Raw genomic sequence first — 25,481 nt, forward strand, 5'->3', positions numbered from 1 at the left:
GTATCGCGCCGGTTTTGAGGTTCAATCCGGGGCGTGCCCAAGCCCTCTCTTCTCTCCATCGAACTCACTTCGCCGCAGTCGGTCAATGGCCGGCGCGCGGCTTTCCAGTCGCTCTGGCTGCTGGTGCGCATGCAGCACGCCCACGAAGCCGGCACCGGCGTCGTGCGGCTGGCCGACCTGCGCGGCGAAGTCTCCGACGCCAGCACGCTGCGCATGGTCGTGAGCCGCGCGTTCCGCGACTTCAAGGCCTGGAACATCGAGGTCGGCTGGGGCGAAGACACGCTGCGCGAGCCGCGCTTCCTGAATGCCGAGCGGCGCAGCCAGGGCCCGTTCTGGCTGCCGTCCGCCGAAGCCAGGCGCGTGCGCGTGCTGGTGGAAGGCCGCGCGGCCACCGCCGCCGAGGTGGCGTCGTTCCTCGGCTTGCGCGCGCGCAAGTCGCAGGCCGCGGCCGGCTCGCCGCCGCCCGACGCGGTGCACCTGCAGGACGCGGCCTTCTGGAAGCAGCTGGTCGCCTCCCAGCAGGCGGCGCGGCAGGGCCGGCTGATGGCGCCGGTGGCCGGCATGAACGCCGGCGATGCGAGTGCCAGCGGCCAGCCGGCCAGCGCGCTCGAATCGATACGCCTGGCCGGCACGCTGGCCGCCACCGATTTCCAGCGCGCGCTGGTCACGCTCAACGAGGCCATGCTGTGGCGCCGGCTCGGCGACAACGAGCAGGCACGGCGCCGGCTGCAGGCGCTGAAGAAGCAGCGGCTGGCGCATCACGTGGCGGGCAACGACTACCTCGGCGCGATGGAATGCATCGTCGCCGCATGGTGCGCCTACACCGCGCGCGACCTGCCGCTGGCGCAGTCGCTGCTGGGCGGCATGGCCGACGACGCGGCGCGCGGGCTGGTGCTGCGGCACCACCCCGACGTGCGCTTCGAGTGGTGCAACCTGTGGGCGCTGGTGTGCCGCTCGCGCGCGCTCGGGCTCTCGGCCGACGACAAGCCGGCCGCCGCGGCGCTCGCCGAAGAGTCGCTGCGCCGCTTCGGCGAGGCGCTGGCGGCGGCGTTCGAGTCGCATTCCTTCGACGCGGCGCAGCACGTGGCCGCCAACATGGGCATGGCCGCATGGCTGTTCGACCGCGTGGGCCTGTCGGACCTGCCCGCGCTCGCGCAGGACGGCAACACCGACACCACCCGCCGCGCAGTGCAGTGGATCGCCTTCTCCGAATGGCTGTGCGGCCACACCGACGGCCAGGGCCGCTCGGCGTGGAACGCGATCTACCTGATGCGCATCGCGCGCGGCCACTGCCGGCCCGAGAAACAGCCCACGCTTGCGCAGTTCCGCGCGCAGAAGCCGCTGGACCCGGCCGCCATGTCGAAGCTCGCGGGCCCGCTGGCCGATGCCTTCGACGCGACGAACTGGCCCGCGCGCTGGGTGCAGGTGGCGCAGGCGCGGCTGGCCGACCACCAGGCCGGCCGTCGCCGCTACCCGGGCCTGCAGCATTGCAGCCTGCTGTTCGAGCACGCCTGGTACGCCGCGCATGCCGGCGAACTGAAGGCCGCGGAGCAATCGCTCGCCCTGCTGCGCGAGGCGCTGCCGCAGCTGGTGCCGAGCGACCGCGCCTACTTCACCGAATCGTGGAACGACACGCTGCCGGCCGAACTGGTGCTGGAGGCAAAGCCGCCGCGCCGGCCGGCTGCGCGAAAGAAAAACGCGTCCTAGACTTCGGGGTCCGACCATGCCCGACAACTCCCACGAACCCATCGACCTGGCCGCGCACCGCGAGCGCCGCGCCCGGCAGCAGCAACAGCGTGCCGCGGAGCAGGCCACGCGCGACGCGGCCTCGGCGTCCGCGTCCGAACCGGGCCCCGGCGAAGTGCCCTGCATCCGCTGCGGCGAGCCGATCTTCGGCTACGTGCTGCGCTGCCCCTATTGCGGCGTGCATTTCAGCGGCCGTGCCGAAGACTTCGCGCCCAGGGAAGGCATGTCGCGGCGAACGAAGGCGCTGGTCGTGCTGGTTGCCGTGGCGCTGCTGCTGGCAGGCCTGAGTGACGACATCGCCGCCCTGTGGTGGCGCATGAAGTAAGTCGCGTCGCCGCCCGTCAGCGCGGTGCGGCGGTCGACTGGCGCACCACCAGTTCCGGGCGCAGCACCACGGTCGATGCCGACATCGATCGGCCGTCGATCTCGTCGAACAGCATCTCCGCCGCGCGCCAGCCCAGTTCGCGGTGCGGCAGGCGGATGGTGGTGAGCGGCGGGTCGACCATGTCGACCAGCGGCATGTCGTTGTGGCCGGTGATGGAAATGTCCTGCGGCACGCGCAGCCCGGCCGCGCGCAGCGCGTCGTAGGCGCCCAGCGCGACGAGGTCGTTGCAGCACACCACCGCCTGCGGGGCCGCGCCGGCATCGAGCATCTGCTTCATGGCCAGCGCGCCGGCCTCGCGGCTGTAGCTCGCGCACTCGACCACGCGGAAGGGCTTCATGCGGTGGTCGCGCAGGGCCTGCTCCACGCCCAGCCGCCGGCCCACGCCGGTCGGGATGGTCTGCGGCCCCGCCAGGTGCGCGATGCGCTTGTGGCCGAGCGCCACCAGGTGGTCGACCGCGAGCTTCATCGCGAGACGGTCGTCGCTGACCACGGCCGGCAGGCGGCCGGTTTCATCGGCGCGGTTGACCAGCACGGCCGTCATGCCGGCCTTGGCGACGAAATCGACCAGAGGGTCGTCGCGCGTGGCGGTGGCCATGACCACGCCGTCGACGCGCTGCGCGAGCATGCGCTCGAGCACCGGCCGCGCCAGTGCCGGGTCGGCCACGTTGGTGACGAACACGAAGTACCCGCGCGCCGCCGCGCTGGCCTCGATGCCCTGCAGGATCGGCGGGAACACCGCGTTGGTGATGTCGGGCACCAGCACGCCGATGGTGTGCGTGCGGCCCGTGCGCAATGCCGAGGCCGCGCGGTTGGGCCGGTAGCCCAGGCGCTGCGCCGCCTCCTCGACCACGCGCAGCACCTCGTCGCTGATGAGCGACCGCTTCTCGGGGCTGAGCGCGCGCGAGACAGTGGACACATGCACGCCGGCGGCACGCGCGACGTCGCGGATGGTGACGGTGCCGGAAGAAGGGGCAGTAGGCGGGCTGGTGCTCATTGGTGCAAACGATTGTCGCGGAGGCGGCCGGCCTCGGGTGTCAATGCTTCCCTCAGGGTCTGCCGGAAACCTCCATTTTACTTTTCGGCAAATCTGGCTAATATCGTGCAAACGATTGCACAAATCCACCATGAACATCGCCACCTCCCCCGACTCGGTGCTGGGCCATGTGCTCGACGCCATGAAGCACACGCCCGACCCGCGGCTGCGCACAGTGATGGAGGCTGTCACGCGCCACCTGCACGCGCTGGTGCAGGAAGTGAAACTGACGGAAGACGAGTTCGAGCAGGCGCTCGAATTCATCGTCGCCATCGGCCATGCCACGGGCGAGACCAAGAACGAAGTGGTGCTGGCGGCGGACATCCTGGGTGTGTCGACCGTGGTCGCGCTGCAGAACAACCAGGACCCGCACGGCGAATCGCCCGCCGCGCTGCTCGGGCCGTTCTGGCGGGCGAATGCACCGGCCTGCGCGCCGGGCGACAACATCGCGCGCTCGGGCACGCCCGGCACGCCGCTCGAAGTGACGGGCACGGTGCGCGACCAAGAGGGCCGGCCGGTGGCCGGCGCCACGGTCGACGTGTGGCAGGCCTCGCCCGTCGGCCTCTATGAAAACCAGGACCCGTCGCAGGAGGACATGAACCTGCGCGGCCGCTTCACCACCGACGCCGAAGGACGCTTCCATTTCCGCAGCGTGCGACCGGCCGGCTACCCGGTGCCGACCGACGGGCCCTGCGGCGTGCTGCTGCGCGCGCAGCAGCGCCACCCCAACCGGCCCGCGCACCTGCACTTCATGGTGAGCAAGCCCGGCCACAAGGTGCTGATCACGCAGGTGTTCGCAGACGACGACGAGAACCTGGAAAGCGACCCGACCTTCGGCGTGACGCGCAGGCTGATCGGGCGCTTCGCGCTGGCGCCTGATGGCAAGAGCGCGTCGATGCACCACGACTTCGAACTCGAACCCGGCGAAATGAAATTCCCGCGCCCCCCGATTCCCTGAACCAACTCCCCCTATCGATATGAGCTTCGATCCTGTCTCCAGACTCGACGGCAAGGTCGCCGTCATCACCGGCGGCCTCGGTGCCATCGGCTATGCCACGGCCACGCGCCTGGCCGCGCTCGGCGCCACCTGCGTGCTGCTGCACCGCAAGGGCGACGACGCAGCGGCGCGCGCGGCCGCCCTGCCCTCGGCCAACGGCCAGCGCCATGCGGCGATCCGCGCCGACATCGTCGACTCGGCGAGCCTCGTGGCCGCCGCCGCCGAGGTGCAGGCCACGCACGGGCGCTGCGACATCCTCGTCAACAGCGCGGGCCACACGCAGCCGGTGCCGGCCGCCGACCTGGACGCGCTGACCGACGAGCTCATCGACGACATCGTGCGCGCCAACTTCCGCGGCGTGTTCGCCACCATCCGCGCCTTCGCGCCGATGCTCAAGGCCAGCGGCGACGCGCTGGTGGCCAACATCTCGTCCATCGCGGGCTTCACGGGCGTGGGCAGCAACCTGGCCTACGTGGCGGCCAAGGCCGGGCTCGACGTGGTCGGCGACGCGCTGGCCAAGACACTGGCACCTGCCGTGCGCGTGGTGTCGGTGTCGCCGGGCGCGGTGGAGTCGGGCTTCGTGCCCGGGCGCGGCGCGGAGTTCGCCAGCAAGATGGCCAGCACCACGCCGCTCGGCCGCATCGGCAAGCCAGACGACGTGGCGGCCACGGTCGAGGCGCTGGCCACCACCCTGCGCTTCGTCACGGGCACGCGCATCGTGGTCGACGGAGGACGCCACCTGTGAGCGCCGCCAAGACACTCATCACCTGCGCCGTCACGGGCAATCTCGTGAAGCCGGAGCAGACGCCGCACCTGCCGATCACGCCGGTGCAGATCGCCGACGAATGCCTGGCCGCCGCCGAGGCCGGCGCGGCCCAGGTGCACATCCATGTGCGCCATCCGGAAACCGGCAAGCCGTCGATGGAGGTGGAGCTGTACCGCGAGGTGGTGGATCGCATCCGCCGCAGCAACCGCGAGCTGATCGTCAACCTCACGACCGGCCCGGGCGGGCGCTTCATCCCGAGCGAGGACGACCCGAAGATCGCCGCGCCCGGCACCACGCTGCTGCCGCCGGAGAAGCGCGTGGAGCACATCGCGCTCATCAGGCCCGACGTGTGTTCGCTCGACCTGAACACCATGAACTCCGGCCCCGACGTGGTCATCAACACGCCGAAGAACGTGCGCCGCATGGCGAAGGTGATGCGCGAGGCCGGCGTGAAGCCGGAGCTGGAAATCTTCGATTCGGGTGACATCAACCTGGCGCTGGACCTGATCGCGGACGGCACGCTCGACGGCCCGGCCATGTGGACCTTCGTGCTCGGCGTGAAATACGGCTTTGCGCCCACGCCCGAGACGCTGCTCTACGCGCGCAACATGCTGCCGCGCGGCGCCTTCTGGAGCGCCTTCGGCATCGGCCGCATGGAGTTCCCGATCGTCGCGCAGTCGTGGCTGCTGGGCGGCCATGTGCGCGTGGGCATGGAAGACAACATCTACCTCGAGAAAGGCGTGCTCGCCGAGAGCAACGCGCAACTGGTGGCGAAGGCGCGCGACATCCTCGTGAGCCTTGGCGGCGAAGTGGCCAACCCGCGTGAGGCGCGCGCGATGCTGGGGCTGGCGAATGCCTGAGGTACGTTGTTCGGGGCGCGCTCACGCCGACGGGGTGCCTTGCTCCGCGAATGTCCCCCGCCCTTCGGGCTCCTCCTTTATTTCGCTGCGCAAGGCACCCCGCCGGCGTGAGCGTTGGACAGAGCAGTCGTTGATCGGCCGAGCACCAGCAGCGTGCCCTGTGCACAGGACACCGGGTGCTCCCCGCAGCGAAATAAAGGAGGAGGGGCGCAGCCCCGGGGGACATTCGGGGAGGGGAGTACCCGGTGGCCTGTGCACGCGCCCCGAACAAGAGCGCCCAAGAAAACCCCAGAAACCCCAGCAAGCAGGAAAACAGAAATGAACGTCGCTGCCATGCACACGACCCACACATCCCGCGCATTGCGCGTGGACGAAAAAGCCGCCACCCTCGACGCGCTGCATCTGCACGCCACGCCGCAGGCCGAACCCACACCGCCCCCGGGCCACGCCGTCGTGCGCGTCGAGGCCGCCGCAGTGAACCCCAGCGACGTCAAGGCGACGCTCGGCATCATGCCGCAGGCCGTGTGGCCCAGAACCCCCGGCCGCGACTTCGCGGGCACCGTCGTCGGCGGCCCTTCCGAATGGATCGGGCGCGAAGTCTACGGCTCCGGCGGCGACATCGGCATCACCCGCGACGGCTCGCACGGCCGCTATCTCGTGCTGCCCGAACAGGCGCTGCGCGCCAAGCCCCGCGGCATCTCGATGGACGAGGCCGGCGCCGTGGGCGTGCCCTTCGTCACCGCGTATGAAGGCTTTCGGCGCAGCGGCATGCCCCAGGCCGGGCAGACCGTGCTGGTGCTCGGCGCCAACGGCAAGGTCGGGCAGGCGGCAGTGCAACTGGCGTCGCAGGCCGGCGCGCGCGTGATCGCGGTGCAGCGGCACGCCGGGCCTTACGCGGGCTTTGCGAACGGACCCGTGGACCTCATCGACGCCCGCCACCACACCGACGTGGCCGCACGGGTGCGTGAACTCACCGACGGGCGCGGTGCGCACATCGTCTACAACACCGTGGGCAGCGCCTACTTCGAGGCCGCCAACAAGGCCATGGCCAAGGGCGCGACGCAGATCTTCATCGCCACGCACGACCGCGCCGTGCCCTTCGACATCTTCGCGTTCTACCGCGGCATGCACACCTTCGTGGGCATCGATTCGCTGGCGATGGACTGCATCGCCAGCACCGCGCAGCTCGACGCCATGCGCGATGGCTTCGAGCGCGGCACGCTGAAGCCCTTTCCGGTCGCGCGCCACTTCACGCTCGACGAAGCCATGGACGCCTACCGCCTGGTGCTGTCGGGCAGCACCGACCGCGTCGTGCTGCGGCCCTGAAGAACCGCCCCCTACTGGAGCACATCCCATGCACGTGACCCGTTTCAGCGAGGCGCCGCACTACGAGGCGCCCAACCATTTCGACATGCGCTGCCTGCGCCTGCAAGGCAAGGAAGCAGGCCCCTCCACGCAGATGTGGATGGGCATGAGCCAGATCCTGCCCGGCGGCCGCACGGGCCTGGACGGCTCGCCGATGGAAAAGCTCTACCTCGTGCTCGAAGGCCGGCTTCACGTGGTCGGCGAAATCGACGGGGCGCACCAGGAAGAAGTGCTCGAGCAGTACGACAGCTGCCGCTTCGCACCCGGTGAAAAGCGCCAGCTGGAGAACCGCACCAACCGGCCGGTGCTGGTCGCGCTGGTGATGCCCAACGCGCCGCCGCCGTAGCAGCTCTTTCGTCGGTCGGTCAGTCATTCATCGCTCAACCAAATAAATCAACGGAGACAAGACGCATGAAGAAGACACTCAACTGGAGCCGCCGGCGCACGCTGGCCGTGGCGGCGACTCTCGCGGCCTGCGCGCTCACCGGCACCCACGCGCAGGGCCCGTGGCCCGGCACGCAGCCGGTCAGGCTGGTCGTGCCGTTCACGGCGGGCAGCGGCACCGACATCGTCGCGCGCCTGGTGGCAGAGAAGCTGGGGCCCGCCCTGGGCACCAGCGTGATCGTGGACAACAAGCCCGGCGCGGGCGGCACGCTGGGCGCGGCCATCACGGCCAAGTCGCCGGCCGACGGCTACACGCTGCTGGTGCATTCGGCCGGCCACCTCGTGAACCCGTGGATCTACAAGGGCCTGTCGTACGACACGCTCAAAGACTTCACCGGCATCACGCCGATGGCCAGCCTGCCCAACGTGCTGGTGACGGCGCCCTCGCACTTCACCGACGTGAAAGACCTGGTGGCCAAGGTGAAGGCCAAGCCGGGCGGCTTCAACTACGGCTCCGCTGGCAACGGCTCGGCCACGCACATGAACGCCGAGGTGTTCCGCCTCGCGGCCGGCATCGACGCGCAGCACGTGCCCTTCCGCGGCACGCCCGAGGCCATGACCGAGGTGATGGCCGGGCGCGTCGACTGGTTCTTCGCGCCGATGGTGTCTGCGCTGCCGCTCATCAAGACCGGCAAGCTGCAGGCACTGGCGGTGGGCACGGGCAAGCGCTCGTCGGCATTGCCCGATGCGCCCACGACGGTGGAGGCCGGCGTGCCCGGCTCGGAATACCTGTTCTGGGTCGGACTGTTCGCGCCCGCGAAGACGCCGCAGCCGGTGGTCGACCGGCTGCAGGCAGAGGTCGCGAAGATCATGGTGTCGCCCGAACTGAAGGAGCGGCTGGAGAAGCTGGGCGCCGAGCCCTTCACGATGTCGTCGGCGCAGTTCAACAAGTTCATCGTCGACGAGACGGCAAAAGCCCAGCAGGTCGTGAAAGCCGCAAGCATCAAGGTCGACTGACATGACACCACGCACACTCTTCACGGCAGCCGCCCTCGCCGCCAGCCTGCTGCTGCCCGTCGCCGCGCAGGCGCAACCGGCGGACCTCGTCGTCACCAACGCGAAGATCGTCACGCTCGACAAAGCCGGCAGCACCGCGCAGGCGCTCGCTGTGCGGGACGGGCGCATCCTGGCCGTCGGCAACGCCGCGCAGGTGCGCGCGCTGTCGGGCCCCGCCACGCGCACGGTGGACGCGGGCGGACGCACCGTCATTCCCGGCCTCATCGACTCGCACATGCACGCGGTGCGCGCCGCGCTGAGCTATTCGACCGAGGTCAACTGGATCGGCGCCGGCACCATCGCGGAGGCCATGGCGCGCCTGCGCACCGCAGCGGCCAATGCGCGCCCCGGCGGCTGGCTGATCGTGGCCGGCGGCTGGACCGAGCAGCAGTTCGCAGAACGCCGCCGTCCCACGCTGGCCGAACTGCAGGAGGCCGCGCCGAACAATCCGGTGTACGTGCAGCTGTTCTACGAAGCGGTGGTGATGACGCCCAAGGCGCTCGAGGCGCTGGGCGTTCCCGCCGGCACGCTGCCCGCGGGCATGAAGCCGTCGCCCGACGGCGCGCCGGGCTGGATGACCGGCGACATCGTCGGCATCTCGGCGCTGTTCGACAAGCTGCCCAAGCCGACCTACGACGACAACGTGGCCGGCACGCGCGCCTTCTTCACCGAGCTGAACCGGCTCGGCATCACCGGACTGGTGGACCCGGGCGGCTTCAGCATCGCGCCCTCGCAGTACGCGGCGCTGTTCGAGCTGTGGCGCGAGAAGGCGCTGACGCTGCGCGTGGCCTACAGCGTGTTCGCGCAGAAGCCCGGCGCCGAGCTGCAGGAGTTTCGCGACCTCACCCAGATGCTGCCGATGGGCTTCGGCGACGACATGCTCAAGTTCAACGGCCTGGGCGAGCGCGTGACGCTCGCGATGTACAACAACAACTTCCCCGACGAAGCGGCGAAGGCGAAGTTCTACGAGCTCGTCAAGTGGGCGGCGCAGCGCAGGCTGGCCGTCACCATCCACTGGCAGGAGAACGGTTCGGTCGACCATCTGCTCGGGCTGTACGAGAAGCTGAACGCCGAGGTGCCGATCAAGGATTTGCGCTGGTCCATCGCGCACCTGGACGACGCCTCGCCCGAGACGCTCGCGCGCATGAAGGCGCTGGGCATCGGCTGGACGATGCAGGACGCGATGTACTTCCAGGGCGACCGCGCGCTCGCCGTGCGCGGCGACGCGGCAAGGCGCATGCCGCCCATCGGCACCGCGCTGCGTGCCGGCGTGAACGTGGGCGCGGGCACCGACGCGCACCGCGTGGCCTCGTACAACCCCTTCGTCGCGCTGCAATGGATGCTCGACGGCAAGACGGTGAGCGGCAAGGCCATGCGCGGCCCCGACGAAACGCCCTCGCGCGAAGAAGCACTGCGCCTGTACACGGCGGGCAGCGCATGGTTCAGCTTCGACGAGAACCGGCGCGGCACGCTGGAGGTCGGCAAGATGGCGGACTTCGCGGTGCTCGACCAGGACTTTCTCAGCGTGCCGCTGGAGCGCATCGGCAAGACCACGTCGCTGATGACGGTGGTGGGCGGGCGCGTGGTGTACGCGGCGCGGCCGTTCGATGCGGCGGCAGTGCCGGTGGCGTCGGCGCGCTGACTTCCGTCAGGTGCCGAGCGCCAGTCGCACCCGCTCGCGCAGCGCGGGCAGCACGTCGCTCTCGAACCACGGGTGGTGCTTGAACCAGCCGGTGTTGCGCGGCGACGGATGCGGCAACGGAATGAAGCGCGGCGCGTAGTCAGCGAAGGCCTCGACCGTGTCGGTCACGTTGGCGCGCGCGGTCTTGCCGAGGAAGTGGCGCTGCGCGTACTGGCCGATGAGCAGCGTCAGCTCGATGTGCGGCATCCGCGCGAGCAGCTTGCCGTGCCACAGCGCGGCGCACTCGCGGCGCGGCGGCAGGTCGCCGCTGGTTCCGCGGCCGGGGTAGCAGTAGCCCATGGGCATGAGCGCGATGCGCGCGGGGTCGTAGAAGACGGCACGGTCCACGCCGAGCCAGCGCCGCAGCTGCTCGCCGCTCTTGTCGTCCCATGGCACGCCGGTCTTGTGCACCGTGAGGCTGGGCGCCTGCCCGACGAGCAGCAGCCGCGCGCTCGCGCCGGCCTGCACCACGGGACGCGGCCCGAGCGGCAGGTGCACCGCGCATGCGCGGCAGGCACGCACCTCGGCGAGCAGCGCATCCACCGCGTCAGCCGGCGAACGGGCGGAAGAAGGCGTTGAGTTCGCTGCCCGCCGCGGCGTCCGCGAAGCCGTCGAAGCGGCCTTCGTCGGCGAGCGTGCGCGCGGCGCGCATGAAGCCGCCCCAGGCCGCGCGCGCCATGCCGCCGCCCACGCTGACGCGGCGCACGCCGAGCTCGGAGATGTCCACCATGCTCAGCTCGCTGGTTCCGCCGACCAGCAGGTTGACCGGCTTGGGCGCCACGGCCGCGACCACCGCCGCGATCTGCTCTCGGGTCTTGATGCCCGGCGCGTAGAGGCAGTCGGCGCCCGCGTCCGAATACGCCTTGAGCCGCGCGATGGCGTCGTCCAGATCGGGCCGGCCGGCGAAGAAGTTCTCCGCGCGGCCGATGAGCAATACGTCGGCGCCCGAGGCGTCGATGGCCTGGCGCGCGGCGCGCATGCGCTCGGCCGCCACTTCAATGGGAAAGAGCGGGTCGGCCGCGTTGCCGGTCGAGTCCTCGATCGACAGGCCCGCCACACCGGTCTCGATGGCCAGGCGCACGCTCTCAGCGACGCCTTGGGCGTCGGCGGCGAAGCCGTTCTCGAAGTCGGCGTTCACCGGCAGGTCGGTGGCCGCCACCAGCTCGCGCAGGTGGTCGAGCACCTGCGCGCGCGACAGCGCCCCGTCGGCCTGTCCGCGCGACCACGCGAAGCCGGAGCTGGTGGTGGCCAGCGCCTTGAAGCCCAGGCCTTCGAGGTAGCGCGCGCTGCCCGTGTCCCAGGGGTTCGGAATCACGAAGCAGCCTTTTTCGTGGAGGGCGCGGAAGTCGGCGCGCTTTTCGGCGACGGAGCGGGTCATGGGGCCTCGGCTTTCTGCATTGCACAGTGAGCCGGCCATTCTGACGCAGGCTCGGTCAGCACTCCACCACGTTCACCGCAAGCCCCCCCAGCGAAGTCTCCTTGTAGGTGGACTTCATGTCTTCGCCGGTCTGCTTCATGGTGCGGATCACCGCGTCGAGCGACACATAGTGGCTGCCGTCGCCGCGCAGCGCCATGCGCGCCGCGTTGATGGCCTTCACCGCGCCCATCGCATTGCGCTCCACGCAGGGGATCTGCACCATGCCGCCGACCGGGTCGCAGGTCAGGCCCAGGTTGTGTTCCATGCCGATCTCGGCGGCGTTCTCGACCTGCGCCGGCGTGGCGCCGAGCACCGCGGCCAGCGCGCCGGCAGCCATGGAGCAGGCCACGCCCACTTCGCCCTGGCAGCCGACCTCGGCGCCCGAGATGGAGGCGTTGGCCTTGTAGAGCATGCCGATGGCCGCGGCGGTGAGCAGGAAGTCGACGATGCCTTCATCGCCCGCCTGCTGCACGAAGCGCTGGTAGTAGTGCATGACGGCCGGCACCACGCCCGCCGCGCCGTTGGTGGGCGCGGTGACCACGCGGCCGCCGGCGGCGTTCTCCTCGTTCACCGCCATCGCGAAGGCATTGACCCAATCCATCACCGCGAGCGGATCGGCCGCGCCGGCCTGCGCCAGCAGTTCGCGGTTCAGCTCCGGCGCGCGGCGGCGCATGCGCAGCGGGCCGGGCAGCGCTTGCGCGGCCAGCGGGTTGTCGATGCCGAAGCCGCGCTGCACGCACTGCTGCATCACGCCCCAGATGCGCAGCAGCCCGGCGCGCACTTCGGCCTCGGGCCGCCAGACGCATTCGTTGCGCATGACCAGCGCAGCCACCGACAGGCCGGTGGCGCGGCATTGCGCCATGAGTTCGTCGCCCGTGGAAAAGGGATGCGGCACGGCGGACGCGGCGGCCACCGTCTCGGCCACGGCCTGCCCGCCCTCGACGACGAAGCCGCCGCCGACCGAGAAATACGTGCCCTCGGCCAGCACGGCGCCTTCGGCCGAGAACGCGGTGAAGCGCATGGCGTTGGGGTGCTCGGGCAGCGACTCTTCGCCGCGAAAGGCGATGTCGCGCACGCGGTCGAAGGCAATGGATTTGCGGCCGAGCAGGTCGAGCCGCCCGGTGCGGCGCAGCGCCTCCAGCCGGGGCTGCACGGTCTCGGGCCGCACGGTGTCGGGCGCGTCGCCGAAGAGCCCGAGGATCACGCCCTGGTCGGTGGCGTGCCCGGGCCCGGTGGCACCGAGCGAGCCGAACAGGTCGGCATGCAGCCGCGCCACCTGCGCCAGCACGCCCTGCCGCTCGAGCGACCGGGCGAACATGAGCGCGGCGCGCATCGGCCCCACGGTGTGGGAGCTCGACGGGCCGATGCCGATCTTGAAGATGTCGAAGGCGGAGAGCATCAGCGCATCATGCCCTCATCCCCTGATGCAGGAAGCTGCTGCCTGACCAGCGCCACCCAGTAGGCCGCGCCCAGCGGCAGGATGTTGTCGTTGAAGTCGTAGTACGGGTTGTGCACGTTCGGGTCGTTCGGGCCTTCCCCTGCGCCGATGCCGATGTAGGCGCCCGGGCGCTTCTGCAGCATGAAGGCGAAGTCTTCCGAGCCCATGGCCGGCGGGATGTCGGTCTTGACCTGCGCGCGCTCGACCAGGCTGGCTGCGGCGGCCACGGCGGCATCGGTCTCGGCGGGCGTGTTGACCACGCCGGGGTAGCCGCGGCGGTAGTCGAGCGCCACCTTCGCGCCGTGCGTGGCGGCCACGCCGTCGCAGATCTGCTGCATGGCGGCCTGGGTCTTGTCCTGGATGGCGGCGTCGAGCGTGCGCACGGTGCCGCGCAGCACCACGGTCTCGGGAATCACGTTCCAGGTGTCGCCGCCGTGGATCTGCGTGACGCTGACCACGGCCGAGTCGGTCGCGCCGGTGCGGCGGCTCACGATGGTCTGCAATGCATTGACGAGCTGGGCCGAGACCACCACCGAGTCGATGCCGGTCTCTGGCATGGCGCCGTGGCTGCCCTTGCCGGTAATGACGATCTCGAAGGTGTCGAGGAAGGCCGTCATCGTGCCCTTGCGGATCGCGAACTGTCCGCGCGGCAGGCCCGGGAAGTTGTGCATGCCGTAGACGGCGTCGGCCGGGAACCGGTCGAACAGGCCCTCCTCCACCATCACGCGGCCGCCGCCTTCGTTCTCTTCGGCGGGCTGGAACACGAAGTGCACCGTGCCCTTGAAGGGCTTGTGGCGCGACAGGTGCTCGGCGGCGCCCAGCAGCATGGCGGTGTGGCCGTCGTGGCCGCAGGCGTGCATCTTGCCGGCGCACTTGGAGGCGTGCGCCTGCGCGCCCAGTTCCTGCATGTTGAGCGCATCGAGGTCGGCGCGCAGCGCGATGCTCGGGCCTTCGCCGTTCTTCAGCGTGCCGACCACGCCGGTGCCGGCCAGGCCGCGGTGCACCGGCAGGCCCATCAGCATCAGCGCGTTGGCGACGACGTTGGCGGTGCGGTGTTCCTCGAAGGCGGTCTCGGGGTTGGCGTGGATGTCGCGACGCCAGCTGAGCATGCGGGCGCGGGTGTCTTCGGCGATTTCGGGGTCGCGGTACATGGCGTGGGTCTCTCGTGGGGTTGTCGGGGTCAATGGAAGAATTCGGCGATCAAGGTCGCACCCAGGAAGGTGCCGGCCGTGGCGGTGAGCGACACCACCACGATGCGCCAGCCCAACTGGCGGAACACCGGCAGGTCCTTCGCGACCGAGAAGCCGGCCAGCGCCAGCACCGGCGTGGTGAAGGCCAGGAAGTTGAGCTTGGCGGTGATGGCGATCAGCGCGTCGGAAAACGGAAACAGCCCCGGAATGCCCGCCAGCGTGGCCACCACCGACAGCACCAGCACCATCGGCAGGCGCGGCACCAGCCGCTTGATGCCCTCGACCACCAGCGCGATCAGCACCACCGCCGCCATGCCTTCGAGCGACACCAGCACCGGCACCTTGTAGGTCAGCGAATTGCCGATGAGCACGCCGCCGCCCACCACCGTCCAGGCGATGAGCGTGTCGCGCAGCGACGTGGCGCCGCCGTGCGCCATGCTGACTTGCGACACCGCGCCCGTGCCCGCCGCGTCCTGCGCGCCGCGCTTCGAGAAGCGGCCCAGCACCGGCTCCAGCTTGCCGTAGAGCCACGAGCACAGCGGCAGCGACAGGAACAGCGTGAAGTAGAAGCCGGCCACGGTGGTCAGCAGGTTCGAGGCGGCCGCAATGGCGGTGAGCTGCGGCAGCATCTCGGCCGGCTGCTGCGCGGCGATGGCGCCCAGCGCGGCGGCCATCAGGCTGCCCGAGCCCACGCCGGCGCCCATGGCCAGCGAACGCGGATCGAAGATGTGCAGGCTGGCGATGAAGCCCGCCAGCACCGCGATGAAGAGCGCGCCCAGCACGGTGCCGGTGATGTACTCGGCCAGCACGCCGCGGCCTTCGGGCGAGGCCATGCCGTACTTCTCGCCGATGATCACCAGGTTGCCCTCGCGGCCCACCGAGAAGGTCGCGCCCACGGCCTCGCGCTTGATGCCCAGCAGCAGCGCCAGCGGCAGGCCCAGCGCCAGGGTGCCGAGCGCATGGCCGAACTCCTGGAACAGCAGCGCCCAGCCGGCCTGCCTGACCTGCGGCAGCGCGGCGCCCACCGTGAGGCCGAGCTTCACCACGAACAGCAGCAGGCCGGCGTTCAGCAGGCCGCCGGCCAGCGACTGCTCGGCCGTGGCCACGCGCACCGCGCCCGGCAGGCGGCGCTGCGCAATGCCCCACACGGCCGCGATCAGCAGCGCCCACAGCATCGGCAGCAGCGCCACCTTGCCGGGGCCGACGCTGAACTGCACCGGGCCGATGAGTTCGGCCGCGGCCACGATGGCCAGCGTGACGAGCACGAGCTTGAGTTTTCCGGAGGCGCTGGAGCGTACGGGTGCGGCAAGAACGGAGGCGGCAGAGGTCATGGGTGGGGCTTCTTCTGGCGGAATGCGGGCGAGTTTCCGCGTCCGGCTCTATTGCATCAATGACCGCAAATAGGGATATTCGATGCATTGAATGCAACACTCGCCACGAACTTCAGGAGACCGGGCCATGGACGACAAGCTCGACACGCGCCGCGTGCGCTACTTCATGCAGGTGCTCGACAGCGGTTCGGTGCGCGGTGCCGCCGACGTGCTGGACATGGACCCCTCGGCCGTCAGCCGCGCCATCGGCATCCTCGAGCAGGAGTGCGGCGTGCCGCTGCTGGAGCGCCACGGACGCGGCGTGGTGGCCACCGACGCGGGCGAGATGCTGGCCGGCTACGTGCGGCGCCAGAACAGCCAGAAGCAGCACCTCATGGCGCAGATGGACAGCATCCGCAAGATCGAGCGCGGGCACATCGACATCGTGGCGGGCGAGGGCTACGTCGACTGGCTCATGCGCCACAGCCTGCGCGACTTCATGACCACGCACCCGAAGATCACCATCGAGCTGGACGTGGCCAGCACCGACGAGATCGTGCGCCGCGTGGTCGAGGAGCGCGCCCACATCGGCATGCTGTTCCAGCCACCGAAGGACGACCGGCTCACCTCGCACCAGTCGCACCCGCAGCCCATCCAGGCGATGGTGCTGCGCTCGCATCCGCTCGCGCAGCTGGGCCGGCCGCTCAAGCTGGCCGACCTGCTGCCCTACCCCGGCGCCACGCTGCACCGCCACTTCGGCGTGCGCCAGCACATCGAGGCGGCGGAGGTCAGCGAGGGCGTGCGGCTGCCCGCGCTGCTGACCACCACCTCGTTCAGCGCGCTCGGCCATTTCGTGTCGGCCGGGCTGGGCTACACGCTGGGCACGCGCATCTCGCTCACGCCCAACGCCAACAGCCCCGAACTGGTGGAGCTGCCCATGAAGAACCCGCTGCTGTCGCAGGGGCGCTCGCACATCGTGTCGCGCCACGGCCGCATGCTGTCGCCGGCCGCGGCCGAATTGCTGCGCCGCGTGGTGGCCGACATGCGGGTCTATGCCGACGACACGCCCGCCAAGGAAAGACGCACGGCCGCGCGGGCCAGAAGCACCCCGGCCTGAAAGGGATGATCCGCCGCATTGCGCACATCGCCGCTTCGGTGTTCTGATCGGACCACATGTCCTACGTCATTGCACTCTTCATCCACCTGCTGTGCGCCGCCTTCTGGGTCGGCGGGATGGCGACCATGCACTTCGCGGTGCGCCCCTCGGCCGTCGCCACGCTGGAGCCGCCGCTGCGGCTGCGCATGATGGCCGCGACGCTGCGGCGCTTCTTCGTCGGGGTGGATGCGTCGGTCACGCTGCTGTTCGTGTCCGGCGTGGGAATGATCATGGCGGCAGGCGGCTTTCGCGGCCTGCACTGGCGCATCGAGGCCATGATGAGCATCGCGATCGTGATGGCCGCGATCTACGTCTACATCCGCGCCTCGGTGTTCCGGGCCATGCGGCGCGCGGTGGAAGAAAGCGCGTGGCCGGTGGCTGCCGCGCGGCTGGATACCGTGCGCAAGCTGGTGACGCTGAACCTGGTGCTGGGCGTGGCGGTGTTCGCGGTGGCGACCATCGGGCGCGCGGGCTGACGAAGGGCGTCAGGCGATTGCGGCCGCAGGCGCCGGAAGGCGCACCGGGCTCGCCGTGCCTGCGCCGTTTTTTTCAGACCACGCCGGCCGACCGCAGGGCGTCGAAGCGGGCGTCGTCGATGCCCATCTCCGCCAGCACCTCGCGCGTGTGCTGGCCCAGCGCGGGCGGCGCGTGGCGCAGCACGGGCGGCGTGGCCGACAGGCGCAGCGGACTCGCCACGCCGGTGATGCTGGCGATGCCGTCGCCCGCGTCGCGCGGCAGCGTGACCTTGAGGCCACGCGCCTGCACCTGCGCGTCGTCGAAGGCCTGCGCGATGTCGTTGATAGGGCCGCAGGGCACGGCCTTGTCCTCGAGCAGCGTGACCCACGCTGCCGTGGTGCGGGTGCGCGTGAGTTCTTCCATCATCGGGATCAGCACGCCGCGGTGCTTCACGCGAAGGGTGTTGGTGGCAAAGCGCGCGTCGCTCGCCCATTCCGGATGGCCCGCCGCTTCGCAGAAGCGCGCGAACTGGCCGTTGTTGCCGATGGCCAGCAGCATCGCGCCGTCCTGCGTCGGAAAGTCCTGGTAGGGCGCGAGGCTCGGGTGCGTATTGCCCTGGCGCCCGGGCGCCTTGCCGGTGTTGAGGAAGGCGCTGGCCTGGTTGGCGAGGATGGCCATGCCCACGTCGAGCAGCGCCATGTCGATGTGCTGGCCTTGGCCGGTGCGGTCGCGCACCTGCAGCGCCGCGAGGATCGCGGTGCTGGCGTAGACGCCGGTGAACAGGTCGGTCAGCGCCACGCCCACGCGCAGCGGGCCGCCGCCGGGCACGTCGTCGGGGCGGCCGGTGATGCTCATCATTCCGGTCATGGCCTGGATCATCAGGTCGTAGCCGGCGCGCTCCGCATAGGGGCCGTCGTGGCCGAAGCCGGTCACGCTGCAGTAGATGAGGCGCGGGTTGGCCGCGCGCAGGCTTTCCTGGTCGAGGCCGTATTGCTTCAGCCCGCCGGTCTTGAAGTTCTCCACCACGATGTCGGCCTGCGCCGCCATCTGCCTGAGCAGCGCCTGCCCGTCGGGCGTGGCCATGTCGACCGTGACCGAGCGCTTGTTGCGGTTGCAGGCGGTGAAGTAGCTGGCCTGGTCGGTGTCGTTGCCGTCGGCGTCCTTGATGAAGGGCGGGCCCCAGGTGCGCGTGTCGTCGCCGACGCCGGGGCGCTCGATCTTGACGACGTCGGCGCCCAGGTCCGCCAGGATCTGCGTGCACCACGGGCCCGCGAGCACGCGGGACAGATCGAGGACCTTGATGCCGTCGAGTGCTGCGGGCTTGTTGCTCATGCGTTCGATCAGTTCGCGAACGCCGCGATGCCGGTGATGGCGCGGCCCAGGATCAGCGCGTGGATGTCGTGCGTGCCTTCGTAGGTGTTGACCACTTCCAGGTTCACCAGGTGGCGTGCCACGCCGAATTCGTCGCTGATGCCGTTGCCGCCCATCATGTCGCGCGCCATGCGGGCGATGTCCAGCGACTTGCCGCAGTTGTTGCGCTTCATGATCGAGGTGATTTCGACGGCGGCAATGCCCTCGTCCTTCATGCGGCCCAGGCGCAGGCTGCCTTGCAGGCCCAGCGTGATCTCGGTCTGCATGTCGGCCAGCTTCTTCTGGATGAGCTGGTTGGCGGCCAGCGGGCGGCCGAACTGCTTGCGGTCCAGCGTGTACTGGCGGGCGCGGTGCCAGCAGTCTTCGGCGGCGCCCAGGGCACCCCACGAGATGCCGTAGCGGGCGCTGTTCAGGCAGGTGAAGGGGCCCTTGAGGCCCTGCACTTCGGGGAAGGCGTTCTCTTCGGGGCAGAACACGCCGTCCATCACGATCTCGCCGGTGATGCTGGCGCGCAGGCCGACCTTGCCGTGGATGGCGGGGGCGCTCAGGCCCTTCATGCCCTTCTCGAGCACGAAGCCGCGGATGGGGCCGACCGTGCCGCTTTCGCTGACTTCCTTGGCCCACACCACGAACACGTCGGCGATGGGCGAGTTGCTGATCCACATCTTCGAGCCGCTGAGCGAGTAGCCGCCCGGCACCTTCTTGGCGCGCGTGGCCATGCTGCCGGGGTCGGAGCCGTGGTCGGGCTCGGTCAGGCCGAAGCAGCCGATCCATTCGCCGGTGGCGAGCTTGGGCAGGAACTTCTGCTTCTGCGCTTCGGTGCCGAATTCGAAGATCGGCACCATCACCAGCGAGCTCTGCACGCTGGCCATCGAGCGGTAGCCCGAATCGACGCGCTCGACTTCGCGGGCGATCAGGCCGTAGGCCACGTAGTTGAGGCCGGGGCCGCCGTATTGCTCGGGGATGGTCGGGCCGAGCAGGCCGAGCGCGCCCATCTCGCGGAAGATGGCCGGGTCGGTCTCGCCGGTGCGGAAGCCTTCAGTGACGCGGGGCGCCAGGCGCTCCTGGCAGTAGGCGTTGGCCGCGTCGCGGATCATGCGTTCTTCGTCGGTCAGTTGCTGGTCGAGAAGAAGGGGGTCATCCCAGTGGAATTGCGCTTTGGCGGCCATGTGGCTGTCTCCGGAGAAGGGGGAAGAAAACAAAAAGAGGGGGATCGGTCGATCCTAGCCACGCGCAAGCCATGACGCAAACGAGGATTCCTCACCCAGATATGCGTTTGTAGAATGTCTTGCAAGATGTTCGGGCAGCGTCTTCATTGGCGAGCGCTGCGTTCCATTCATACTTTCCAGGCATACATGCATGCGCCGCAAGATCCCGCCCCTGCAGACCCTGGTGTGCTTCGACGCCGCCGCGCGCCACGAGAGCTACACGCGCGCCGCGCAGGAGCTGGCCCTCACGCAGAGCGCGGTGTCGCGCCAGATCGGCACGCTCGAAGCCTTCCTGGGCGTGGCGCTGTTCCGCCGCACACGGCACGGCGTGGCGCTCACCGCCAGCGGCGCGGCCTATGCGCGGCAGACGGCCAAGCGCCTCGAGGCCATGGAGCGCGACACGCTCGACGCGATGGCCCACCAGGGCGAAGGCGGCTCGCTCTCGCTGGCGGCCGTGCCCACCTTCGCCACCCGCTGGCTCATGCCGCGCCTGAAAGGTTTCGCGGCGCTGCAGCCCGACGTGGTGGTGCACATCGAGACACGCACCCGTCCCTTCCTGTTCGCGGATGCCGAGTTCGACGCCGCGCTCTACGCTGGCACGCCCGCGCAGGTCGAGAACTGGGCCGGCACGCATGCGCTGCTGCTGATGCACGAAGACGTGGTGCCGGTGTGCAGCCCCGCCCTGCTGCCGCGCGGCAAGGCCGTGACGCCGGCTGCCATCGCGAAGATGCCGCTGCTGCAGCAGAGCACCCGGCCCGACGGCTGGCGCCAGTGGTTCGACGCGCAGCAGATCGACGCACCCAACGCGCGCGGCGGACCGCGCTACGAGCTGTTCTCCATCCTCGCGGCCGCAGCGTCCCATGGCCTCGGCGTGGCGCTGATGCCGACGATGCTGGTGGCCGACGAACTGGCGCGCGGCGAGCTTGTCGTCGCATGCGCGCGGCCCCTGTCGGGCGAGCGCAACTACTACCTCGTCACGCCCGAGCGCGCCGACCAGCGGCCGCTCTTGAAGTTCTTCAGCGACTGGCTGCTCGGGCAGGCGCGGCAAGGGTGAGCGGCGGCGCGCCGGGCAGGTCGACGAGCGCTTGCGGCATCACGGCGGTGCTCATGGGGTGTTCCCGCCCAGCACTTGTTCCGGTGCAATCTTCTTCGGCGGCGAAATGCGCCGCGGCCTGAACGGCCCCGCGACCTTCTCCAGCCACGGATCGCACACGGCACGGAGTTGAGGATCGATCTTGAACTGCGGATCGCGCGCGTCGAACAGAACCGACTTCTTCGCCTGCGCCCGCACCAGCGCGAAGGCGTCTTTCTCGGAGCGGCTGTTGTCGAACATGAGCGTCATGTTCGCGATCTGCGCCGCATGCCCGACCGCCGCCTGCGTGCGGGGAAAGCGCTCGATGAGCTTCCTGCGGTCCACGTCGTGGCCGCCCTGCTGCTTGCGGGTGCTCACGCGAAAGACGGACATGTCGACCGACACCAGGCCGACGAAGAGCAGCACGACGAAATAGCCCGCCTGCTGCATCGCGCGGATGTCGTCCGCCTTGGATTCGTGGCCGCCGCCGGGCAGCGGCTTCCAGTGCGAGAAAACCGTCTCGAACGCGAAGGGCATGCGCTGGTCCATCACCAGGCTCTTGAAGGCGCGCACGCCTTCCTGCGACAGGATCTGCCACTTCAGGTCGTCGTCGCGCAGCTGCTGGGCCCAGGGCGGGATATGCCCGGTACGGGGGTCGGCGTCCGGCAGGATCGACATCATCATGCGATCGGCGTTGATGAGCGGCATGCGCAGCGACGCAGCCAGGCGCGAGTACCACAGCGTGGACTTGCCGGAGCCGTTGTGGCCGGCAAGAACGAAGGCCACCGGGCGCGGCCCCTGCGTCTGCTCGAGCAGCTTCTCGAGACCGGGTGGGCGGCGGCTCACGCCTTGCTCGCGCGGAACCTGCCGTCGACCAGCCGGCCGATCACCTGGGTACCGTCGGCGGACTCGCGGATGACCTTGGTCGGGTCCTGCGGGTAGGCGTAGTAGGCGAATATCCTGGCTGCGTTGGGTCCGCGAAAGACCACCGCCCTGTCGATGCCGGGCTTGTTGAGCGCACGGGCCGCCTTCTTCAGCAGCACCGTGGTGTTGTCCTCGGGGCGCACTGCCGGCCGCGCCGCCTTGCCGACCTTCACCAGCGCCATGCCGCGCCCCAGCGTCGCAACCGAGCGGCCCTGCACCAGTTGCCCCGTGGCGCTCGCACGCGCGGTCGTCGTCTTTTCTCTTGCCATGGCCGGATGATCGCTCAAAAACGGCGGCACGGCGCATGCCGCGGACCCGTGTCCGGAAACGGCGAGCGCAGGCAGTGCCGAAGCCGGAAACTCCGCGCATGACAAGCCCCGCCTCTCTCGTCGCAGCGCTCGACTGGCCCCGCATCGAAACCGAGCTCGCCAACCGCGGCTGCGCAACCACCGGCGTGCTGTTCACGTCGCAGGAGTGCGCCGCGCTCACGGCGATGTACGACCGGCCCGCCCACTTCCGCAGCCGCGTCGTCATGCAGCGCCACGGCTTCGGCCAGGGCGAGTACCAGTACTTCGCGAACCCGCTGCCGCCCAAGCTGGCCGCTTGGCGCGGCGCGCTGTACGAACGCCTCGCGCCGCTGGCCAACGCCTGGGCCGCCGCGATGGGCCAGCCCGCCGACTACCCGCCGGACCACGCCGCCTATCTCGCGCGCTGCCACGCAGCCGGCCAGTCGCGCCCCACTCCGCTGCTGCTGCGCTACCAGGAAGGCGACTACAACTGCCTGCACCAGGACCTCTACGGCGACCTGCAGTTTCCGCTGCAGCTCACGGTGCTGCTGAGCCGGCCGGGCGAAGACTTCACCGGCGGCGAGTTCGTGCTGACCGAGCAGCGCCCGCGCATGCAGTCGCGCGCCGAAGTCGTCTCGCTCGCGCTGGGCGAGGCGGTGATCTTCGCGGTCAACCAGCGGCCCGTGGTGGGCACGCGCGGCAGCTACCGCGTGACCATGCGCCACGGCGTGAGCCGCCTGCGCTCGGGCCGCAGGCACACGCTGGGCATCATCTTCCACGACGCGCGCTGAACGAGGGCTTTCCCGCACGGTCGTTCTACTTGTAGGGCGCGGCCGCATTCCCAGCCAAGACCGGCGAAAATCGCCACCGCATCAGGCACCCGCCAGGATCTCCGACACCAACGATCGGGGCCGCGGACTCGCCGGATGCCGATCCGCGCCTTCGTGGCGCGGGTGTGTTCGAGTGGTCGTCAGGGAGCTGTATGAACAAGAACTCGTCCGGGAATCCGGGTGTGGCGGGAAAGCCGCCTTTCGAATCCGCCGCCGCGGCACCGCCATCGAAGCGCTCGCGGCGCTTCAGGGTGGACGTGGGCACCATCGTCAGCGCGGTGGCGCTCACGCAGTCGCTGCTGCTGGTGTCGCTGGGCTATTGGGGGTCGCAGCGGCTGGTCTCGCGCATCGGCACTTCCGCGCACAAGGCCAACCACGACCGCACCGAGGACAAGGTGCTGGCCTTCCTGCAGAAGGCCGAGTCGGTGATCGACGCGGCGGGCAGCGCCCCCAGCCTGCGGCCCGCGGGCGAGCAGTCCGAGAGAACTTCGGAGCTGCTGTGGACGCTGCTGGCGCAATCGCCCGAGCTCGACAGCATCTACGTGGCCAACGAAGCCGGCCAGATGCTGATGGCGCTGCGCTACCCCACGCCCGCCATGCGCCACATAGAGCGCGGCCCGCAGTTCACCACCGAGACCTGGCACTACAAGCCGCCGCCCTCGGCCGAAGCCGACGTGCAGGACCGCTACGCCACGCGGCGCGTCGAGACCCTGCACAGCCGCTACGACCCGACGCAGCGCAGCTGGTATGTGCAGGCCCGCAAGGCACAGGGGCCGGTATGGACGCAGCCCTATGTGTTTGCCGCCGCGCAGGAACTGGGCGTGACCTACGCACTGCCAGGCAAGCGGCGCTACGCCGAGGGCGGCACGCAGGCGCTGGTGGTGGCGGGCGACGTGTCGCTGGGGCGCCTGTCGGGGTTCGTGCAGCAATTCAGCAGCAGCATCGGCCACGGCGAAAGCGCCCTCCTGAGCGCCGACTTCCGCGTGCTGGCGCGCAGCGATCATCCGGGCGTGCTCCACAAGCTGGAGCTCCCGTCGGGCGTGCTCGGCGCGCTGCATGCCCACATGCTGGCCGACGGCACCGCGGGCAGCCGCCACGACACCGAGTTTTCGTTCACGCACGAAGGGCGCAACTATCTGGTGCAGACCTCGTCCATTCCCAGCACGGGCTGGCAGCTGGTGAGCTGGGTGCCCGAAGACGTCCTGCTGGGCGACCTGCGGCATGCCGTGCTGCTGAGCCTGCTGCTCGCGCTGGCCTTCCTGGCGGTGGCGCTGTTCATGTCGCTCAAGCTGTCGAAGCTGGTGACATCGCCGGTGGAGAACCTCTCGCACATCGCGCGGCGCATCGGCCTGCTGGAGCTGGACAACCTGCCGCGCAAGCCCAGCCGCGTGCTCGAGATCCAGCACCTGGACCAGGCGCTGGACGATTCCGCGCGCAGCCTCAAGGCCTTCAGCAAGTTCGTGCCGGTGGATGTCATCAACCAGCTGGTCGCCGACGGCCATGCACTCGCGCCCAACGGCTCGCCGCGCCGGGTGACGGTGATGTTCAGCGACGTGGAGGGTTTCACCTCGATCTCGGAGTCGCTCGACACCGACGTGCTGGTGGGCATGCTGACCGAGTACTTCAACCTCGCGACGGCGGTGTTCGCGCGGCACGGCGGCATGGTCGACAAGTTCATCGGCGACGGCATCATGGTGCTGTGGGGCGCGCCCGCCGACCTGCCCGACGCCGAGTACAGGGCCTGCATGGCGGCCCTCGAGCTGCACGTGGAAATGGACGAACTCAACCGCCGGTGGGTTGAACAGGGCCTGCCCGAGTTCCGCACGCGCGTGGGCATTCACACGGGCATGGTGATCGCGGGAGTGCTGGGCTCGAACGACCGGCTGTCGTACACCGCGTTCGGCGACGTGATCAACGTGGCGAGCCGCATCGAGGGCATCAACAAGCAGCTGGGCACGCAGGTGCTGATGTCGGAGGTGACGTTCGCGGGCCTGCAGGGCCGGCTGCACACGCGCCGCATCGAGGAGCTCGTGGAGCTGCGCGGCCGGCAGACGCGCATGGTGCTCTACGAGCTGATGACTTCGTAGCGGCCCGCTCTAGCGCGGCGCCTGGGTGACGCGCACCAGCACCAGGTTGGCGCTGGTGCCGTTGCCCTGCGTGAGCACCGAATACTGCGTGTCGTTGATGAACAGCAGCTGGTCGCCGCGCGAGATGCGCGCCGACACGGCATAGCGCATGCGCGGATCGATGCGGGCCGCGTCCACCTTCAGCTCGTAGGCGAACGGCGGCTGCCTGCCGTCGGCCTTGAAGCGCTGCTCGGCCAGCACGGTAGAGGGCGCGTCCATGCGCGACACGTCGAGCAGCTGCACCACGATCTCGGCCGCTGGGTCGAGCGCGATGCGCTCGCGATAGGCGACGGTGCCGGTCACGCGCAACTGCGAGGCTCCAGCAGCCGCGCCGGACGACGAGGGCGCCGCGCAGGCACCCAGCAAAGAAGCGCCTGCCACGGCGGAAAACATGAGGAGGCCGGTACGTCTTTTCATCCGCCC

Annotated in this window: 25 protein-coding genes; 14 read left to right on the plus strand and 11 right to left on the minus strand. The window is 69.9% G+C overall.

What is annotated here, in order from left to right; translation table 11 throughout:
• Positions 1-33 precede the first annotated feature (33 nt).
• Positions 34-1,707: a hypothetical protein gene (locus C4F17_RS18355; protein ID WP_106936196.1), complete on the plus strand. Its 1,674-nt coding sequence runs from the start codon at positions 34-36 to the stop codon at positions 1,705-1,707.
• Between the two features lie 16 nt (positions 1,708-1,723).
• On the plus strand, positions 1,724-2,071 hold the full coding sequence (locus tag C4F17_RS18360) for a hypothetical protein (RefSeq protein ID WP_106936197.1): 348 nt from the start codon (positions 1,724-1,726) through the stop codon (positions 2,069-2,071).
• Positions 2,072-2,087: 16 nt separating this feature from the next.
• Here the strand turns inward: C4F17_RS18360 and C4F17_RS18365 are convergent, their stop codons facing one another.
• The gene (locus C4F17_RS18365) at positions 2,088-3,125 is read right to left on the minus strand and encodes a LacI family DNA-binding transcriptional regulator (RefSeq protein WP_106936198.1); all 1,038 of its coding nucleotides are present in this window, start codon (positions 3,123-3,125) and stop codon (positions 2,088-2,090) included.
• A gap of 130 nt (positions 3,126-3,255) precedes the next feature.
• Between C4F17_RS18365 and C4F17_RS18370 the strand changes: the two genes are divergently transcribed.
• From C4F17_RS18370 to C4F17_RS18400, 7 genes are all read left to right on the plus strand, one after another.
• On the plus strand, positions 3,256-4,122 hold the full coding sequence (locus tag C4F17_RS18370; RefSeq protein WP_106936199.1) for a dioxygenase family protein: 867 nt from the start codon (positions 3,256-3,258) through the stop codon (positions 4,120-4,122).
• A 19-nt stretch (positions 4,123-4,141) separates the two neighbouring features.
• Complete coding sequence (locus C4F17_RS18375; RefSeq protein ID WP_106936200.1) at positions 4,142-4,906, plus strand: SDR family NAD(P)-dependent oxidoreductase; 765 nt, start codon at positions 4,142-4,144, stop codon at positions 4,904-4,906.
• Positions 4,903-5,787, plus strand: coding sequence for a 3-keto-5-aminohexanoate cleavage protein (locus tag C4F17_RS18380; RefSeq protein ID WP_106936201.1), 885 nt, complete (start codon positions 4,903-4,905; stop codon positions 5,785-5,787). Before C4F17_RS18375 ends, C4F17_RS18380 begins: the two co-directional genes overlap by 4 nt.
• A 318-nt stretch (positions 5,788-6,105) precedes the next feature.
• A complete protein-coding gene (locus C4F17_RS18385; RefSeq protein WP_234382170.1) occupies positions 6,106-7,113 on the plus strand; it encodes a quinone oxidoreductase family protein in 1,008 nt (335 codons plus the stop codon).
• Positions 7,114-7,141: 28 nt separating this feature from the next.
• Positions 7,142-7,498, plus strand: coding sequence for a cupin domain-containing protein (locus C4F17_RS18390; RefSeq protein WP_106936202.1), 357 nt, complete (start codon positions 7,142-7,144; stop codon positions 7,496-7,498).
• A 65-nt stretch (positions 7,499-7,563) separates the two neighbouring features.
• A complete protein-coding gene (locus C4F17_RS18395) occupies positions 7,564-8,553 on the plus strand; it encodes a tripartite tricarboxylate transporter substrate binding protein (protein ID WP_106936203.1) in 990 nt (329 codons plus the stop codon).
• 1 nt (position 8,554) lies between these two features.
• Positions 8,555-10,234, plus strand: a complete 1,680-nt coding sequence (locus tag C4F17_RS18400; protein ID WP_106936204.1) for an amidohydrolase — start codon at positions 8,555-8,557, stop codon at positions 10,232-10,234.
• Between the two features lie 6 nt (positions 10,235-10,240).
• Here the strand turns inward: C4F17_RS18400 and C4F17_RS18405 are convergent, their stop codons facing one another.
• The 5 genes from C4F17_RS18405 to C4F17_RS18425 are packed head-to-tail and all read right to left on the minus strand — an operon-like array spanning position 10,241 to position 15,649.
• The gene (locus tag C4F17_RS18405; RefSeq protein ID WP_106936205.1) at positions 10,241-10,816 is read right to left on the minus strand and encodes a uracil-DNA glycosylase family protein; all 576 of its coding nucleotides are present in this window, start codon (positions 10,814-10,816) and stop codon (positions 10,241-10,243) included.
• Between the two features lie 4 nt (positions 10,817-10,820).
• Positions 10,821-11,651: an isocitrate lyase/PEP mutase family protein gene (locus C4F17_RS18410; protein ID WP_106936206.1), complete on the minus strand. Its 831-nt coding sequence runs from the start codon at positions 11,649-11,651 to the stop codon at positions 10,821-10,823.
• 55 nt (positions 11,652-11,706) lie between these two features.
• A complete protein-coding gene (locus C4F17_RS18415) occupies positions 11,707-13,092 on the minus strand; it encodes an L-serine ammonia-lyase (protein WP_199851978.1) in 1,386 nt (461 codons plus the stop codon).
• On the minus strand, positions 13,089-14,279 hold the full coding sequence (locus C4F17_RS18420; RefSeq protein ID WP_106936208.1) for a M20 aminoacylase family protein: 1,191 nt from the start codon (positions 14,277-14,279) through the stop codon (positions 13,089-13,091). The genes C4F17_RS18415 and C4F17_RS18420 overlap by 4 nt, the downstream gene beginning before the upstream one ends.
• Before the next feature lie 29 nt (positions 14,280-14,308).
• Positions 14,309-15,649, minus strand: a complete 1,341-nt coding sequence (locus tag C4F17_RS18425) for a DUF3100 domain-containing protein (protein ID WP_106936209.1) — start codon at positions 15,647-15,649, stop codon at positions 14,309-14,311.
• A gap of 127 nt (positions 15,650-15,776) precedes the next feature.
• On the opposite strand from C4F17_RS18425, the gene C4F17_RS18430 reads away from it, so the two are divergent.
• Together C4F17_RS18430 and C4F17_RS18435 are read left to right on the plus strand one after the other, a co-directional pair.
• Positions 15,777-16,745, plus strand: a complete 969-nt coding sequence (locus C4F17_RS18430; protein ID WP_106936210.1) for a LysR family transcriptional regulator — start codon at positions 15,777-15,779, stop codon at positions 16,743-16,745.
• 56 nt (positions 16,746-16,801) lie between these two features.
• Positions 16,802-17,260 (plus strand): CopD family protein, encoded by a 459-nt coding sequence (locus C4F17_RS18435; protein WP_106936211.1) that lies wholly within the window; start codon positions 16,802-16,804, stop codon positions 17,258-17,260.
• Between the two features lie 73 nt (positions 17,261-17,333).
• Here the strand turns inward: C4F17_RS18435 and C4F17_RS18440 are convergent, their stop codons facing one another.
• Entirely contained in the window at positions 17,334-18,572 is a 1,239-nt protein-coding gene (locus tag C4F17_RS18440) for a CaiB/BaiF CoA transferase family protein (protein WP_106936212.1), read from the minus strand.
• 8 nt (positions 18,573-18,580) lie between these two features.
• Positions 18,581-19,780, minus strand: coding sequence for an acyl-CoA dehydrogenase (locus C4F17_RS18445; protein ID WP_081267333.1), 1,200 nt, complete (start codon positions 19,778-19,780; stop codon positions 18,581-18,583).
• A gap of 190 nt (positions 19,781-19,970) precedes the next feature.
• Between C4F17_RS18445 and C4F17_RS18450 the strand changes: the two genes are divergently transcribed.
• Entirely contained in the window at positions 19,971-20,873 is a 903-nt protein-coding gene (locus C4F17_RS18450) for a LysR substrate-binding domain-containing protein (RefSeq protein WP_081267332.1), read from the plus strand.
• 51 nt (positions 20,874-20,924) lie between these two features.
• On the opposite strand, the gene C4F17_RS18455 is transcribed toward C4F17_RS18450, so the two are convergent.
• Together C4F17_RS18455 and C4F17_RS18460 are read right to left on the minus strand one after the other, a co-directional pair.
• The gene (locus C4F17_RS18455) at positions 20,925-21,737 is read right to left on the minus strand and encodes a zeta toxin family protein (RefSeq protein ID WP_106936213.1); all 813 of its coding nucleotides are present in this window, start codon (positions 21,735-21,737) and stop codon (positions 20,925-20,927) included.
• On the minus strand, positions 21,734-22,084 hold the full coding sequence (locus C4F17_RS18460; RefSeq protein WP_234382172.1) for a hypothetical protein: 351 nt from the start codon (positions 22,082-22,084) through the stop codon (positions 21,734-21,736). Before C4F17_RS18460 ends, C4F17_RS18455 begins: the two co-directional genes overlap by 4 nt.
• 98 nt (positions 22,085-22,182) lie before the next feature.
• Here C4F17_RS18460 and C4F17_RS18465 point away from each other — a divergent pair, with 98 nt between their 5' ends.
• A complete protein-coding gene (locus C4F17_RS18465) occupies positions 22,183-22,893 on the plus strand; it encodes a 2OG-Fe(II) oxygenase (protein WP_106936214.1) in 711 nt (236 codons plus the stop codon).
• A gap of 191 nt (positions 22,894-23,084) precedes the next feature.
• Positions 23,085-25,019, plus strand: coding sequence for an adenylate/guanylate cyclase domain-containing protein (locus C4F17_RS18470; RefSeq protein ID WP_106936215.1), 1,935 nt, complete (start codon positions 23,085-23,087; stop codon positions 25,017-25,019).
• Positions 25,020-25,028: 9 nt separating this feature from the next.
• Here the strand turns inward: C4F17_RS18470 and C4F17_RS18475 are convergent, their stop codons facing one another.
• Complete coding sequence (locus C4F17_RS18475) at positions 25,029-25,475, minus strand: YbaY family lipoprotein (protein ID WP_234382174.1); 447 nt, start codon at positions 25,473-25,475, stop codon at positions 25,029-25,031.
• Between the last annotated feature and the right edge of the window lie 6 nt (positions 25,476-25,481).

Source organism: Variovorax sp. PMC12 (assembly GCF_003019815.1).
GTDB lineage: Bacteria > Pseudomonadota > Gammaproteobacteria > Burkholderiales > Burkholderiaceae_C > Variovorax.

Bases quoted from the DNA above. Each gene is read 5' to 3' on its own strand.
- C4F17_RS18435 (WP_106936211.1), top strand. From the start codon at position 16,802: ATGTCCTACGTCATTGCACTCTTCATCCACCTGCTGTGCGCCGCCTTC.
- C4F17_RS18375 (WP_106936200.1), top strand. From the start codon at position 4,142: ATGAGCTTCGATCCTGTCTCCAGACTCGACGGCAAGGTCGCCGTCATC.
- C4F17_RS18365 (WP_106936198.1), bottom strand. From the start codon at position 3,125: ATGAGCACCAGCCCGCCTACTGCCCCTTCTTCCGGCACCGTCACCATC.
- C4F17_RS18475 (WP_234382174.1), bottom strand. From the start codon at position 25,475: ATGAAAAGACGTACCGGCCTCCTCATGTTTTCCGCCGTGGCAGGCGCT.
- C4F17_RS18390 (WP_106936202.1), top strand. From the start codon at position 7,142: ATGCACGTGACCCGTTTCAGCGAGGCGCCGCACTACGAGGCGCCCAAC.
- C4F17_RS18430 (WP_106936210.1), top strand. From the start codon at position 15,777: ATGGACGACAAGCTCGACACGCGCCGCGTGCGCTACTTCATGCAGGTG.
- C4F17_RS18420 (WP_106936208.1), bottom strand. From the start codon at position 14,279: ATGTACCGCGACCCCGAAATCGCCGAAGACACCCGCGCCCGCATGCTC.
- C4F17_RS18450 (WP_081267332.1), top strand. From the start codon at position 19,971: ATGCGCCGCAAGATCCCGCCCCTGCAGACCCTGGTGTGCTTCGACGCC.
- C4F17_RS18425 (WP_106936209.1), bottom strand. From the start codon at position 15,649: ATGACCTCTGCCGCCTCCGTTCTTGCCGCACCCGTACGCTCCAGCGCC.
- C4F17_RS18470 (WP_106936215.1), top strand. From the start codon at position 23,085: ATGAACAAGAACTCGTCCGGGAATCCGGGTGTGGCGGGAAAGCCGCCT.
- C4F17_RS18360 (WP_106936197.1), top strand. From the start codon at position 1,724: ATGCCCGACAACTCCCACGAACCCATCGACCTGGCCGCGCACCGCGAG.
- C4F17_RS18440 (WP_106936212.1), bottom strand. From the start codon at position 18,572: ATGAGCAACAAGCCCGCAGCACTCGACGGCATCAAGGTCCTCGATCTG.
- C4F17_RS18395 (WP_106936203.1), top strand. From the start codon at position 7,564: ATGAAGAAGACACTCAACTGGAGCCGCCGGCGCACGCTGGCCGTGGCG.
- C4F17_RS18370 (WP_106936199.1), top strand. From the start codon at position 3,256: ATGAACATCGCCACCTCCCCCGACTCGGTGCTGGGCCATGTGCTCGAC.
- C4F17_RS18400 (WP_106936204.1), top strand. From the start codon at position 8,555: ATGACACCACGCACACTCTTCACGGCAGCCGCCCTCGCCGCCAGCCTG.
- C4F17_RS18445 (WP_081267333.1), bottom strand. From the start codon at position 19,780: ATGGCCGCCAAAGCGCAATTCCACTGGGATGACCCCCTTCTTCTCGAC.
- C4F17_RS18410 (WP_106936206.1), bottom strand. From the start codon at position 11,651: ATGACCCGCTCCGTCGCCGAAAAGCGCGCCGACTTCCGCGCCCTCCAC.
- C4F17_RS18465 (WP_106936214.1), top strand. From the start codon at position 22,183: ATGACAAGCCCCGCCTCTCTCGTCGCAGCGCTCGACTGGCCCCGCATC.
- C4F17_RS18385 (WP_234382170.1), top strand. From the start codon at position 6,106: ATGAACGTCGCTGCCATGCACACGACCCACACATCCCGCGCATTGCGC.
- C4F17_RS18460 (WP_234382172.1), bottom strand. From the start codon at position 22,084: ATGGCAAGAGAAAAGACGACGACCGCGCGTGCGAGCGCCACGGGGCAA.